The organism is Clostridium lacusfryxellense (genome assembly GCF_018861735.1).
GTDB classification, from domain to species: domain Bacteria; phylum Bacillota; class Clostridia; order Clostridiales; family Clostridiaceae; genus Clostridium_AD; species Clostridium_AD lacusfryxellense.
The window spans coordinates 202,113-216,920 of record NZ_JAHLEB010000001.1; the positions used below are offsets into that span (position 1 = coordinate 202,113).

The following is a 14,808-nucleotide window of genomic DNA, read 5'->3' on the forward strand; positions in this document are numbered from 1 at the left end:
CTAATTATAAATAGATACTAAATCTATTAGTTTATAATATATAATAATGAAGTTTTATTTTGGAAAGATGGTTTTAATTGAATCCAAAAAATAGATAGATATAAAGATAAAGTTTATAGCGAAACAAATTGTATTTATAATTTGTTTCGCGACCAATGGGGGTGTTTATGAGTGAAGCCAATTTACTTAAATTGCTAAGGTAAGTATTATCACAGTTATTTTCTAGTAGCTAGTTCTACGGCTTTGTATGCTCCATTGTAAATTCCTATTTTGTTTGCTTTTATTATATTATCGCAAAGCATAGTAAGTATTTCATCACTATTTAGCATTAAATCAAGCATTTGCAATGTTCTGCCAACCGTTTCACATTCTATTGTGCCATCCCCAACTTCTGCAGCTCGTACAGCACCCCAAGCTTCATGTCCACCTACTCTTTTTATAAGTAGTTTTGGTACTGGGTAGAAAGCAAGTTCACTTGGTTTTGTTATAAGAATATCGCAGGATCTCATCAAAAGATTTGAACTATAAACTGCTGCAAATATATCTTCATTATAAAAAACATGTATTCCGCTTATATCATTATCGAGAGCCCTTTTGGCAAAATCGCAGGTTTTATTCCAATCGTTAAAATAATTCTCAGACATTGATGCAAGCTCTGTGATTTCTTCATATAGTTCATCTAAGACGCCCTTGTGGTCTCCTACATTAATATAAAGAACCACCTTTTTTTCTTTTATACTGGGCATTAATTTTAATATTATTTCTGCAAAAATCTCTTTTTGCGCTCCAGCACCACCTACAGTAAGCAGAATTCTTTTAGCCTTCTTATTCTTAATCCGGCTAAGTCTCTTTTCACAGTCATAATCTAAATTTACTACTAATTCATGATCAATATAATGACCTACTTCATATATCTCATTATCGGGTATTGATTTAAGTATCTTTTTACCATCCATACCCTTTAGTGTTTTATATCCTAAAAAAGATGATGGAGTCTGAACCGTATGAATTGAACCTTCTGCAAGGTGAAGAGCCATAGGCCAATTGTCCGGAATCGCATTTACAACCTTTTTCATGCCAGCGTGAATAGCGGCTTGAGCGGGCCATACATGAGTTGCTATAAAAGGCATATCCTTTGGAAGTTCTCTGAAAATTGGTGTCATAAGTTCAGAGACCTTTTGATCCATAGCATTATAAGATAATTTTCTAAAGCCCTCTGAGTTAAGAGGCTCCCAATAAAACTTATTAAAAAGAGAATATTTTTGTGACCATCTAGATCCCATAGAATATAGTGAATTAAGGTGCGCGATTACCTTCCCCCCTGTAGTTTCACTGTATGAATTTAAATCAAACCAATAAGGGGTATAACCCATGGAATAGGCAGCGGAAGCGATTGCCATAGATATTCTATAATGTCCAAACCCCATTCTAATATTACCGATAATTACTCCTTTATTAGCATCTATACTTTCATTTCCTGCGGAAGTTATAATATTTTTTATTCCAATTAAAGGTGCTAATGTTGCGTTTTCTTGGACGCTTAAATGGTATACCGTATTTGAATCATCACCAAATTTTTTAATATGTTTATTTTTTGCTTTTACAGCTTTATTGTAGACTTTACTTGAAATTTCATTTCCGAAAATTATTTTTGATTTTTCCATTTTCTAATCTCCCTTAATAGTGAATACCCTACTCTCATAAGGATGTAACTTTAATGTGTTTTCCATTATAGTATCTTGATTTTCCTTGTAAAAATAAAGCTCTTTAAGTTCACTGAATTTATTATTGTCATAGCTTATACTTTTATTTTTTAAATTTATAATTGCTAAATATTTACTTTCACCTTGTGAATACACAACTTCAACAAGTCCATTTCTAAATGACTCTACATTATGTATCTTTTTTTCTTTTAAATCCATTATATTATCAAATATTAAATGATTTTTGCTATTATATTTTATTATATTATCTGATGTGAAAAGCAAACTACCAAAAATATGATTTACTGTAGAGAGTGTTTGTCTTTGTGTTTCAGTAAGAATTATATTATCCTCTCTAAGTAAAAATACATCAGGATCATTTAAAAATGCTCTTCCATTAAGCTGTCTTCTGCCTATGGCATTTCTTATAGCATTTAACGTAGATATCCTTTCTCTGTGAAGCATTCGCATAAAGGCTTTATCATTCCAATCAAGACCTACGTCACAACCAATTCTGCAATAATCCACTAGTCCAAAAGATGGGCCAAGCGGAACGCCACAACCAAGTATAAGTTTATCACCCACACATTCACGTAGAAACTCCATGGCCTGGGTCATAATTTGACCTCTTGTTTTAGTTTTACTTGGAACAAGACAAACAGCATACAAGAAATCAAGTTTCACCATATCATATCCCCATTCATCAAGCACCACTGAAAATACATTCTTAATATACTCTCTTACCTCTGGATTATATATATCAAGTGCATAAAATCTACTCCAATTGCTTCCGCCAAGGACAAGTTCACCATGACTATCTTTTAAAATCCAGTGTGGTTTTTCTTTGAAAATTTTAGAATTTGTTTCACAAACAAAAGGAGCAAGCCATATACCCGACTTATATCCCTTTGTTTTTATAGCATCAGAAATGTATTTCATGCCCCTAGGAAATTTACTTAAATCAATATCAAGCCAATCGCCAACATAGGTCTGATAACCATCATCTATCTGAAATATTTCTATATTTTTATCAAAGTCTTTAAAATGATTAAGATTTTCAATAATTATATCTTCATTTATATTTTGATAATAATTGTACCAACTTGTCCAACCTGTCATTGGTTTAGCTTTTGGTTTCTTTATATTCATCAAATCAAAGTATAGATCAAAAACATTATTTTCAGTACCATCTATAGATACAAGTTCAAAGGGTACATACTCAGAATTAATACTATGCCCTGTACAATCTTTATCTATAATTATCTTATTATTTTTAGCGAATTGCTGAATTATTGTATATCCATTTTTTTCAGTTAAGGAGCCAATAAAATTTATACTTTCTCCATTTCTTATATATGAATAGGTATAACCATGAAATTCTCCGGATTTTCTTGAATATTTTTTGAAAGTATAATCTCCATATTTATCAAACTGATACTTTTTTATAATCGGTGTTGCAAGTTTTGATATAGTAGAGAGTTTTTCATCAATGAAAAACTCTCTACTATCAGTCCAGGATTGATAACCATTAACGAATACCATATCATGCTCTTTAAAAGAATAATTTGTACTTATACAAAGTTTTTCAATTACTAGTTCTCTATTAGGAACTATTGAAACTTTTATCTTTTTATAACTATTAAATTTTTCAAAATTAACAATAGCTTTAAAGTCATCATTTGAAAAATTATCATTAAAAGTTACACTAATCTTCTTTTTATCTATATAATAACTAAAATTAATTTCCATATTTTCAAACATGAGATCACCTCTTTCATAGAATTCCACCGCCAAATAAGGTAGGGGAATTTATAATTATTTTAATGAGATTACATATTCTTACTCTTTGACTTTCCAACTTTTACAGGTGATGAAATCCCACTTAGAATCTTTTCTTCATTGTACATAAGAAGAAGTAATAGTCCCACAATACAGAGTCCAGCAGCAAAAACTCCAGTTAAACGTATTCCTATTTCATTGCTACCATTCCTCTTTAAAAGAAGCAATGCACTTAACATAAGCATTGAAAGAGTCTGTCCTACTTTTGACATAAATGTACGGGTACCAAAGAACATTCCCTCTCTTCTTACACCTGTTTTTATAGCATCATATTCTGCAATATCTGCAATAATTACGTTTGGAAGTATCCCAAAAATAGCCATTGGTATTGCTGCTAAAGCTACTAATAAGTAAGCTTGTGTTCCATTTGATATAGGAAGTTTCCCAAGAAAGGCGCCATATATATACACAACAATAAACATACAGAAGGCAATAATTAATAATTTTTTCTTTCCAAATTTTTTAGCTATTATATTAATTGGAACGTAGAATAGGAATGAACCTACACCAAGAAGTATAAATAAGGTTCCAAACATTGTATCAGGAAGTTTTAGTAATACAGTTACATAGTATAATAGTGAAGCTTGAAATGTGGTAATTGCAATCCAATATACTAAATCTGAAAGAACAAATACTGTAAATTCTCTATTTCTAAAGGTAGCTTTAATTGAATCTATCATTTTCAGCTCTGAAGGAACTGATTCACAATATCTTTTTTCATCAATTGCAAATACAGGCAATAAAAGAAAAATAAGTCCTATGAGTGCAAGTATTGAAAGAGCTAGTCTTATAGAAGTTTCCATACTATATCCCATTTTTAAAAATATGTTCCATAATTGAGGTGCTTGGGATGCAACTGCTGCTCCTAAAAACCAAGTAACTGATATAAAAGTAGAAAGATTTAGTCTTTCCTCAGGAGTATGTCCCAGTTCTGATAAAAGTGCGAAAAAAGGCGTTACATACATAGTTAAGAATAAGTAAAACAAAAGTAATGCAACCATAAGAAAAATTGCATTAATAGGACTCTCACCTTTTACTGGAGACCAGAACACCAGAACTGTACTTATAGCAAAGGGAATAGAAGCCTTTTGCATAAAGGAAATTCTTCTACCGTTTTTAGATTTACTTCTGTCACTTAATGTTGCAATCAATGGGTCTGTTACAGCATCAAAAAATCTTCCAACCATTGTTATGAGTCCTATTATTGTTAAAAACCCTAGAAATGCTACCTGTGGAATTACTGTCATAATACCTGATTCTTTAGTTGGTATATAATAGAAAATTAAATATGAACCTACTATCCCCGATAATAAGGACCAACCAAATTGACCTAATGCATAAGCAATTTGTTTTGATAATGGTAATTTTTCTTTCATGATTTACCCCCTTAATACTGTTAAATTTTTTATTAATATATTAAGAAACCAAAAGGCTCCCTATTACTTTACTAAATACAACATAGCCATATCTATAAGTATTTTTAACTGAGTTTCTCCTGGAATATTTCTGTCACTTTTTAGTATGGTACCTCTTAAAATCAGCTTTTGACACAAACTCATTAATGAGTGAGTTATTGTTATGTAAAAGGAATCATTATCAATAGCATTTTTAATGGATCCATCTTTTTTTCCTTGATCTATTGCATGAAAAATAGCCGATTTTGTATCAATTATTATATTCTCATAACTCATTAAATCTTCTATTGAAATAGATTCTTTTACTATGTAATTGTCAAAATGCTCTAAAAAGCTTATAAACTCAGGATATTTTTGGTATACCTCTATAAATAAATTTAATATTTCTCTAACTCTATCTGCGCCGTTAATAGTCATAAAGGTAGCCTCTGAAAATTTATTATACAAAATGCTGATTTTTTCTTCCCATAAAATAGCAGCTGCAGCTATTACTATCTCAGTTTTTGTTTTAAAGTACCTATATACTGTTGCAACTCCTATTTCAGCTCTTTCAGCTATATCAGTCATTTTAGAGTTATCTATTCCATTCTCTTTAAAAACTGAAATTGCAGCTATTACAACTTCTTTTTTTCTTTTTTTCTTTTGGTTTTCCATTTCTAAGTTTCTTTTTATTTTTAAATCCATTGTATATTATCTCCTTTTCCGTACACACGTTTAGCTTAATTATCAAGTCTGTGGTTTGGATAATTAATTTACTATTAATGTAATGATAGTCTGACTATCACTATAGTATATATATTATCAGTTATTTAGAAAAATGCAATGAAAACGTTTCGCAAGAATAAAATATTTATAGTTTATTACTGAAAAATTCAATTAGTAATGATATTAGTTTCTTACGTTCTAAAAGGAAACTAAGAAAGGTATTGAGAAAAAATGACAACTATTTTGATAAATATATGGACAAGTATACTGTTCAGAACTTTATATTCTAAAATCTCTAAGTAAAATGTTGCAGTTGAGCTAATCTAGTTACACTTAAAAATGTAAAGAAAACAATAACAAAACAAATTGTTTTTACAATTTGTTCATTTCACCCAGGGATTTTTATGAGCGAGGCGAATTTGCATGCACACATCTACGGATTTTAAAGGAAGAGGTGTGCATTTTTATAGGAAATGTGTATAATTAGCGATAATGAATTATTCAAAGCTTAAAAAAATAAAGACGTGGATATTAGAAGTGTTTAGAATTATAATGATATTAATAGCCATAATTTCTTTATGGAGGTTGGTCTGTTGATGGGTTTAGAACTGAATATGCAAAAGTTGCAAAAGAGTGGATATAATAAAAAAGACAAATATTAAAGGAGTATAACATATGGTTAGATCAATTATGAAAGACATATTCTTTCTTAATCAAAAATCACAACCTGCTACAAAAGCAGATGCCCAGGTGATACAGGATTTGCTTGATACGCTTAAAGCAAATAAAGAAGGCTGTGTAGGAATGGCAGCTAATATGATTTGTGTCAAAAAAAGAATTATCTTGATCAGTATGGGCGAGATGAACGTTCCGATGATTAATCCTGTGATAGTGAATAAATCGGGTCAATATATAGCAGAAGAAGGATGTCTTTCACTTATAGTAAATTAGAAGTAAAAACTTACAGCTTTTACTACGACCTCGGAGGCTGTTACATAAAATGGAAGTTTGTGTTTGCTAGTAGCTTAAGGATATAGGGCTCGAGAATAAATATTATTTTCGGGCTCTATTTTTTATGCTGAAAATTAAATTAAAACTATTGACATTAAGATTAAAAGAATGTATATTGTAAACAAGCAGTTATGTTGTATAAAACTAAATTGTACGCAATTGAAATGAAAAATATGACGAAGATTAATTTATGAAATTACAGGAATGTATTAACATATTTATTAATAATAGGTGTTAATACTGAAATAGTTACATGAATTGTTACTAATTATTAGATATTAAAAGGAGAGATTATTAATGAAAATTATAGCTTTAAAATTTTATAAAAATGGTGAGATGAGCGAGGCATTTGCTCTAGGTGGCTCTATGAAGAAAGAAGATGTGGACCAAAATAAAGTATATCCAGCTAGTTTACAGAATTATTTAATAGATACAGGAAAAGAACTTATTTTAGTAGACACAGGACTTCCAGTTGAAACAGCAGCTTTTGAACGAACCCCAAATCAAATGTTATACATGGGAGATAAAATTGCTGACTTTGTAACAGCTCTAAAAAATGTTGGATATAAACCTTCTGATATTGATAAAGTTATTATTACTCATAAACATCCTGATCATTCTGGAGAGATGAGATTATTCAATGACTCTAAAATTTATATATCTGAAACTGAAGCAAATGATATGAAATTAAATGAAAAAAATATAATCAAAGTTAATTTTGAGGATGGTAAATATAAAAATTTTGAGAGCAGTCAAATAATAGCTGATGGGGTTATAATGTTACCAGCACCTGGTCATACTAATGGAAATTCCATAGTTGTTGTAGAAGATAATGGATTATACTATATCATTCATGGTGATATAACTTACACAGATGAGGCGTTAAGAAGGAATGAACTCTCGGTTGTGTTTGAGGACAAAGATTTAGCTATTAAAAGTTTATTAAAGGTTAGAGAATTTATTAAGCAAAATGATACAGTTTATTTATCAACGCATACTCCTGAAGGTTTCAATTCTTTGGAGAAAAAATTGGTTATGAAATTATAATAAGTTGTTAAAGCATTTTAAGTTCGGTTAATACTAATAAAAATTAATTTTAAAAAAAAGGAGATTATAAATTGTTAAATTTTAATTATTCAATACCAACAGAAATATTTTTTGGAAAAGATAAAATAGATAAACTTGCAGAAAACGTAAAGAAGTATGGTTCTAAAGTTTTGCTTGTTTACGGTGGAGGTAGCATAAAGAAAAGCGGATTATATGGTAAAATCACAGATATATTTAACAAAAATGAAATAAACTTCTTCGAGTTATCAGGTGTAGAGCCTAACCCAAGAATATCAAGCGTAAAAAAAGGGATTGAAATTTGCAGAGAAAATAAAGTAGAACTTATACTTGCTGTAGGTGGAGGAAGTGTAATTGATTGCTCAAAGGTAATAGCAGCTGGCTATTACTATGATGGGGATGCATGGGATATTGTACTTGATCCAAGAAAAATAAATAAAGTTTTACCAATTGCAACTATATTAACATTAGCGGCTACAGGTTCTGAAATGGATGCAGGAGCGGTAATTACAAATCTAGAAACTTGCGAAAAATTAGGAACTGGGAATAAAGATATGGCACCTAAATTTTCAATATTAGACCCTACTAATACATTTTCAGTGCCTGCAAACCAAACAGCAGCAGGTACAGCAGATATAATGAGCCATATTTTTGAAGTGTACTTTAGTAATACAAATGAAGCTTTTATGCAAAATAGAATGGCAGAAGCACTTCTTAAAACCTGTATAAAATATGGAGAAATAGCAATGTCTGACCCTACAAATTATGAAGCAAGATCTAATTTAATGTGGACTTCAAGTCTTGCTATAAATGGTTTATTAAGTTACGGAAAAGAAACGGAATGGAGTGTTCATGCAATGGAACATGAGTTAAGCGCATTCTATGATATTACTCATGGAGTTGGTCTTGCAATTTTAACACCACATTGGATGGAGTATGCACTAAATGATAATACAGTAAACAAGTTTGTTGAATATGGAGTTAATGTTTGGGGACTTGATGATAACTCTGACAAATATGAAATAGCTCATAATGCTATTAAGAAAACAAGAGAGCACTTTGCATCATTGAGAATACCTTCCACTTTAAGAGAAGTTGGAATTAAGGAAGAAAAACTAGAAGAAATGGCAAAACAAGCTACTGTACGCGGAAAACTTGGAAGCTTCAAACCACTAGACGCACAGGATGTGTTAAATATATATAAAGCTGCTTATTAAAAAATACTAAATAATTATTTATAAGAGGAGAAAAAATATGAACTTAATTGAAATTTTAAACACACGTTATTCTGTAAAGGAGTTTGATTCTACAAAGAAAATTTGTGATGAGGATTTCATCAAAATTAAAGATCTTTTAAGACTTGCTGCATCTAGTGTTAATTGTCAACCATGGCACTTTGTAATTGCAAATACAGATGAAGGTAAAAAACAAATTAGTAAAAGTACTCAAGGCTTTTTTAATTTTAATGAAGCTAAAGTGTTAGGGGCATCTCATGTTGTTGTATTTTGTTCAAGAACTGATATGGATGAAGAATATTTGCTTCATGTATTAGAAAAAGAGGATGCTGATGGTCGGTTTACTGAGAAAGAATTTAAAGATAACCAACATATGGGACGTTCAAAATTTGTAAATATACATCGTGATGATGAAAAAGATTTACAAAATTGGATGGATAAACAAGTGTATTTAAACATGGGTAGTCTTTTATTAGGTGTTGCGGCTCTTGGCATTGATGCCGTTCCAATGGAAGGTTTTGATGCTAAAGTTTTAGATGAAGAGTTAGGTTTACGAAAAAAAGGATATACAGCAATTGCTGTAGTTGGATTAGGTTATCGCAGTGGTAATGATTTTAACTCTGAATTACCTAAATCTAGATTAAAAGAGGATGAAATCATTACTATCATTTAATAGATAAAAAACTTTAACTGTCTATTCCATTAGGGTAAATTTAACTAATGTGATAAATTAATGATTCAAGTCATAAATATTATATTAAAAAGGAGTAAAAATATGAATAAAAAAATATTATTAATATCTACAAGTGAAAACAATATGAATGGTCATCCAACTGGGTTATGGTTAGAGGAACTTGCAGAACCATACAATGTATTTAAAAAAGCCGGATTAGTAGTAGACATAGCTTCAATTTTAGGTGGAAAAGTAATATTGGATAAAGTTTCTATTCCAGATGGAATTCCGAGTGAATATGAAGCTGTCAACAAATTATTAGAGAATACACAATCTTTAGAAACTGCCATGAAAAATTCTTATGATGCTATATTATTTTCAGGTGGTCACGGTCCTTTAATAGACTTCGTAAATAATAAAAATATAGAAAAATTAATTTTAGATACTTATAATAATGGAGATATTGTATCTGGTGTATGTCATGGCGTTGCAGCTTTTGTTAACATTAAAAATAAAGATGGAAAATATTTTGTAGATGGTAAAAATTTAACTGCGTTTACTGATACTGAAGAAGTGCTTGCTGGTTTATCAGATAAAGTTCCTTTCGCAGTAGAAAGTAGATTAAGAGAGCAAGGGGCAATTATTGATAAAGGTGCAGATTTTGCTGAGAAAGTAGTTGTAGACAAAAATTTTATAACTGGTCAAAATCCTCAATCAAGCCATAAAATAGCTGAGATAATTTTAGAAAATTTAAATAATAACAAATAATATTATTTATAATAATATATAATTAATACTATAAGAACTCGCTGTCAAGCGAGTTCTTTGATTTGGGTAAAGTCGATTATAGTATTGGATAAATAGTAAAAGGATTTATGAATAAGTAATTATTGACAAAAATGTACTTTATATAAAGGTATTTAGAAATTAATGTAGAATTATAGTACTTGGAAACTTAAGTGATTAGAGGAAGTATATAAATGGATGAAATTCAAGGGTTTAAATAAATAAAACAAAGATAGTATTTTATTTATACTATCTTTGTATACGAGGGTGTGTAATTATGGAAACTGAGGTAGATAAGTCAACAATAAAACCAATAAGAAAGCGAAGAAAAATTGTTTTAGGTATTATAATTTCTATGTGTACTTTGCTTATTATATACTTTGGCACGGTAATATATTTCATGAATCATTTTTATTTTGGTTCTACAATAAATAGCATTAGTGTTTCGGGTAAAAGTGTAGAGGATGTAAATGAACAAATGGCATCTGAGATTCAAAAATATCAGCTAAACATTAAAGAACGAGGCGATATAAATGAGAAAATTAGCGGGAAAGAAATTGGATTAAAGTATGGTGATAATGATACATTTAAGGAATTAAAAGATAAACAAAGTCCTTATAAATGGATTTGGGCTGTTTTTAATTCGAAAGATTATAAAATGATAGCTGGAGTTAAATATGATAAAAATTTATTAAAAGAACAAGTGGATAAGCTCTCTTGTTTTGATAGTAGTAAAGTAGTTGAACCTAAAAATGCTAGCTATAAGTATACAGATAGTAGATATGTCATTGTGGATGAAGTTATTGGAAACAAAGGAGATAAAGACGTCTTATATAATCATGCCATAGATGCAGTGAGCAAGGGAGAAACAACAATAGATTTGGAGTCAATTAATTACTATGTTAAGCCAAAATATACTTCAAAATCTAAAAAGGTACTTGCTACAAAGGATCTGCTTAATAAATATGTAGCTTCAAAGATTACCTATACTTTTGGAGATGTTAAAGAAATTTTAGATGGTTCTACAATAAATAAGTGGGTTACAGTTGATAAGAATAATGAAGTAACATTTAATGAAAAACAAGTTGAAATCTATATTGATAGACTTGCTATTAAATATAATACAGTTGCCAAGACGAGAGATTTTGTTACATCAAAAGGAAAGGAAATTAAAATTGGTGGTGGTAGCTATGGCTGGGCCATTAATAAGGGTAAAGAAGTAAAAGATTTAACTTCAATCATAATGGAAGGGAAATCTATAGAAAAACAGCCAGCATACTATCAAACCGCATTATCTCGTAGCAATGATGATATTGGAAATACCTATGTAGAAATAGATCTTTCCGGGCAACACTTATGGTTTTATAAAAATGGATCCCTTATAACACAGGGTGATGTTGTCACAGGTAATAATGGATCTGATAAGACTAGAACACCAGCAGGTGTTTATAAAATCGATTATAAAGACAGAAACGCAACACTTGTAGGTGAAAACTATGCATCTCCTGTAGAATATTGGTTGCCCTTTAATGGAGGAATAGGAATTCATGATGCAAGCTGGCGAACTAATTTTGGGGGAGAGTTGTATAAGACAGGTGGATCCCATGGTTGTGTAAATTCACCATACGAGGTAGCGAAAACAATATTTAATAATATAGAAGTAGGTACACCAGTTATTTGTTATTAATAAGGGTGGACTTTTTCATTGTCCACATTATTTATTTATTATACAGTAGAACCCACAACTATTTAATTAGTTGTGGGTTCTGTACAAGTTTCCTCAAGTGGGTTTGGAGGTAATTAAATTAACTATCTATTATCCTAATTTTAGAACAGTTCTCTTTCAACTCGTCTTTTTAACTTGTTTGATTAATAGCCATTTGTCAAAGAAAGTGTTCAGATATAGAAATGGCATCATAAATACAAATTGTCCAGCGATTATGCCAAGGGTTGCATAACCTAATCCCATATCATTACCTCCAAATGGAAGTATTTTATAAACCTTCATCCATATTAATCCCATGATAGTTCCAACAACAACTACAATTGTAAGTCTTATTAAAAATCTTGTTCCTGAACTTTTAATCTTATCTTCTCCAGGAAAATCGAAAAATTGGTGGTGCCATAAAAGGGCGGTAGTGACAATAGATAAAACCAATGAAGCAATTACAAGATCTACAGGTTGTCCGTTAAGAAGATTTAAAGGTTCAAGAACTACTCTCAAAATGCCTCTAATTGCTAATGCTCCTACCCAAGAAATAGAGATACCAATTAAACCTTTCCATGGTTGATTTTCTGTAAATAATTTATAAGGATACTGCTCTCCACCTATCGCAGGGAATAAAAAGAGGAATATAAAAATTTGGCAGAAGGCTAATACTGATGGCTAAGATCCCATAGGGGTAATAAGTGCAATTACTCCACCTAATTGAAATTTTAAGAAACTAGGAATAACCATTGCCATCCATACAATTATGGCAATAGCTGTTGTTGTCATCATAACAACAAATCCATCTAAGGGAGCAGCTATTCTACCTGCAAAAGGCTATTTCCCGAATAGTGATACAATTGGAATCTGACAAATAAGTACAGGCACTGCATAGAAGTTAACTGCAGCCCATCCTTCTGTAGCAAGTAATTTTGGTGCCGATTTTCCTTCAATCTATTCTTGGAAAATCAGCTTTTACTAGTGGCTTAGTACTTCTGCCAGGTGCATTAATGATGGCAGTTATGATGCTTGTATCTGGACGTTTATTTGATAGGTATGGTGTAAAGAAATTAGCTATAACTGGTATTATTCTCTTGGTTAATCTGCCGTTGTTAATACGGCAAAACAAGTAGCAGGGGCTATTGGGACTGCAATATTGATAACTGTAATGTCTAATGTATCTGTTTCTAATGCTCCCAATAAAGCTCTGGCTAAAACAAACATGGAACTTTATAAGTCAGGAGTTAAAACTATGCCACATCTGCCTTTGAATCTGTATACTGATGTTTCTTTTACATTACAAAGCGAGCTATTGGCTGTGCAATACAAGCTTCAACAAAGAAAGAAATAGCGAAGTTACGAGGCCATTTGTAAAAAAACATACGAATAGGCTCCATGCTTTTTTATCCTCCTTGTTTAATATTTGGTCAAAAAATAAAGCACGAGACTAATGTATAGTCTCGTGCTGATTAATTATACGCACCAAATATTCTTTATATATATCATACATTAAAATAGAAAAAAATCAAGAATGGAATTATTGACAAAAATATTACCTTTTAGCTTAGAAAGAGATGGAGCCAGCAGATATATTTATCTGCTGGCTCCATCTCTTTGGGGTTATATAAATTTAATTTAATTAAAGGGGGCTCTAATTAAAAAAATCAATTGCTTTCTATGTACTTATAATAACAATCATTTGTGTCATTGTAGTGACAAAACTAAAGATTAATTGTAAATTAAAGTAATGGACTTTGAATTTATTGTGATTGAAGATTATCTAAATTTTTAACACTAATTGACATGAATAGCAATCTGTATAAAGGTGTTTGGGAATTAATATAGAATTATAGTACATGTGAAGTTAAGTATCCAGAGAGGATTTTGAGGAAGATATATATGCAACATTGTACAAATATTTTGTAAAACAAGAGACGTATTGTAATATATAAAGTATATAGAGACATCACTATTTAGGGAGGGAATGTAGATGAAAACTAAACAAAAAATAACATTTATAATGATACTCGTTACCATTATAATCGTTACTATTTTCCTTCCATCAATTAAGTCATTCTACAATCAAGCGATGAATAGACAATTTATAGAGAATGTCGGGAATAAGGCACTTTCAGCAAATATTCACATTGTTCAACTTGAGTATAGAAATGTTGAAAACACCAGTTCCATAGCTGTTTCAGCTGGAGCTAGTGTAGTGATTATCCGCAAGGAAGGCAATAGGTACTTTGCACTAACTGCCAATCATGTGATTTCTGAATTGGATGATGTAGATAAAACTCAAATCGTTGTTATGGGATATGAGGACTTGGATTTTAAAGATACACTAAATATGGGGATAAAGTAGCATCTATGAGTAATCCAGATGGTAAAAGAAACATTATTACTGCAGGCAAGATGGGAGGTAAGAAATTTTGGACCTATGAAGATGAAGCAGGAAAAATAAAATATTCAATCATGAAACATTCAGCTGTAATATCTAGAGGAAGTAGCGGCAGTGCTTTACTTAATGAAGATTTGGAGATTGTGGGCATAAATTTAGGTGGTAATGAGAATTTAATGCACCAGTTTACTTCTGGGATAGCGATGCCAAATGATCAACTTCATGATTTTTTAGAAGAATCGGAAGATTAAATTTTGGTGTAAAGGT

General features: G+C 30.7%; 14 protein-coding genes and 1 pseudogene. 10 read left to right on the top strand and 5 right to left on the bottom strand.

The features are described 5' to 3' along the window. Positions 1 to 215: 215 nt before the first annotated feature. The 4 genes from KPL55_RS01010 to KPL55_RS01025 all read right to left on the bottom strand — a co-directional run bounded on the left by KPL55_RS01010 (position 216) and on the right by KPL55_RS01025 (position 5,641). Positions 216 to 1,664: a DUF6937 domain-containing protein gene (locus tag KPL55_RS01010; protein WP_216304837.1), complete on the bottom strand. Its 1,449-nt coding sequence runs from the start codon at positions 1,662 to 1,664 to the stop codon at positions 216 to 218. Positions 1,665 to 1,667: 3 nt separating this feature from the next. Then, positions 1,668 to 3,464 (bottom strand): glycoside hydrolase family 36 protein, encoded by a 1,797-nt coding sequence (locus KPL55_RS01015; RefSeq protein ID WP_216304838.1) that lies wholly within the window; start codon positions 3,462 to 3,464, stop codon positions 1,668 to 1,670. Between the two features lie 68 nt (positions 3,465 to 3,532). Continuing rightward, positions 3,533 to 4,918, bottom strand: coding sequence for an MFS transporter (locus KPL55_RS01020; RefSeq protein WP_216304839.1), 1,386 nt, complete (start codon positions 4,916 to 4,918; stop codon positions 3,533 to 3,535). Positions 4,919 to 4,981: 63 nt separating this feature from the next. Beyond that, entirely contained in the window at positions 4,982 to 5,641 is a 660-nt protein-coding gene (locus tag KPL55_RS01025; protein ID WP_216304840.1) for a TetR/AcrR family transcriptional regulator, read from the bottom strand. 696 nt (positions 5,642 to 6,337) lie between these two features. Between KPL55_RS01025 and KPL55_RS01030 the strand changes: the two are divergent. From KPL55_RS01030 to KPL55_RS01055, 6 genes and pseudogenes are all read left to right on the top strand, one after another. Continuing rightward, positions 6,338 to 6,601 (top strand): annotated as a pseudogene (locus KPL55_RS01030) (peptide deformylase); the annotation flags it as partial. A gap of 369 nt (positions 6,602 to 6,970) precedes the next feature. Continuing rightward, positions 6,971 to 7,720 (top strand): MBL fold metallo-hydrolase, encoded by a 750-nt coding sequence (locus KPL55_RS01035; protein ID WP_216304842.1) that lies wholly within the window; start codon positions 6,971 to 6,973, stop codon positions 7,718 to 7,720. Between the two features lie 71 nt (positions 7,721 to 7,791). After that, on the top strand, positions 7,792 to 8,955 hold the full coding sequence (locus tag KPL55_RS01040) for an iron-containing alcohol dehydrogenase (protein ID WP_216304843.1): 1,164 nt from the start codon (positions 7,792 to 7,794) through the stop codon (positions 8,953 to 8,955). A gap of 37 nt (positions 8,956 to 8,992) precedes the next feature. After that, positions 8,993 to 9,646 (top strand): oxygen-insensitive NAD(P)H nitroreductase, encoded by a 654-nt coding sequence (gene nfsB / locus KPL55_RS01045; RefSeq protein ID WP_216304844.1) that lies wholly within the window; start codon positions 8,993 to 8,995, stop codon positions 9,644 to 9,646. A 102-nt stretch (positions 9,647 to 9,748) separates the two neighbouring features. Beyond that, positions 9,749 to 10,414, top strand: a complete 666-nt coding sequence (locus KPL55_RS01050) for a type 1 glutamine amidotransferase domain-containing protein (RefSeq protein ID WP_216304845.1) — start codon at positions 9,749 to 9,751, stop codon at positions 10,412 to 10,414. A 295-nt stretch (positions 10,415 to 10,709) separates the two neighbouring features. Then, the gene (locus KPL55_RS01055) at positions 10,710 to 12,119 is read left to right on the top strand and encodes a L,D-transpeptidase family protein (RefSeq protein ID WP_216304846.1); all 1,410 of its coding nucleotides are present in this window, start codon (positions 10,710 to 10,712) and stop codon (positions 12,117 to 12,119) included. Positions 12,120 to 12,275: 156 nt separating this feature from the next. Here the strand turns inward: KPL55_RS01055 and KPL55_RS01060 are convergent, their stop codons facing one another. Beyond that, positions 12,276 to 12,656, bottom strand: coding sequence for a hypothetical protein (locus KPL55_RS01060; RefSeq protein WP_216304847.1), 381 nt, complete (start codon positions 12,654 to 12,656; stop codon positions 12,276 to 12,278). 416 nt (positions 12,657 to 13,072) lie between these two features. On the opposite strand from KPL55_RS01060, the gene KPL55_RS01065 reads away from it, so the two are divergent. The 4 genes from KPL55_RS01065 to KPL55_RS01080 all read left to right on the top strand — a co-directional run bounded on the left by KPL55_RS01065 (position 13,073) and on the right by KPL55_RS01080 (position 14,792). Further along, a complete protein-coding gene (locus KPL55_RS01065; RefSeq protein WP_216304848.1) occupies positions 13,073 to 13,273 on the top strand; it encodes a hypothetical protein in 201 nt (66 codons plus the stop codon). Between the two features lie 35 nt (positions 13,274 to 13,308). After that, on the top strand, positions 13,309 to 13,491 hold the full coding sequence (locus tag KPL55_RS01070) for a hypothetical protein (protein WP_216304849.1): 183 nt from the start codon (positions 13,309 to 13,311) through the stop codon (positions 13,489 to 13,491). A 639-nt stretch (positions 13,492 to 14,130) separates the two neighbouring features. Further along, positions 14,131 to 14,505, top strand: coding sequence for a hypothetical protein (locus tag KPL55_RS01075; RefSeq protein ID WP_216304850.1), 375 nt, complete (start codon positions 14,131 to 14,133; stop codon positions 14,503 to 14,505). A gap of 5 nt (positions 14,506 to 14,510) precedes the next feature. Then, positions 14,511 to 14,792 carry a S1 family serine peptidase gene (locus tag KPL55_RS01080; RefSeq protein ID WP_216304851.1) on the top strand — a complete coding sequence of 94 codons (282 nt, stop codon included), beginning with the start codon at positions 14,511 to 14,513 and terminating at the stop codon, positions 14,790 to 14,792. The last annotated feature ends 16 nt before the right edge of the window (positions 14,793 to 14,808 follow it).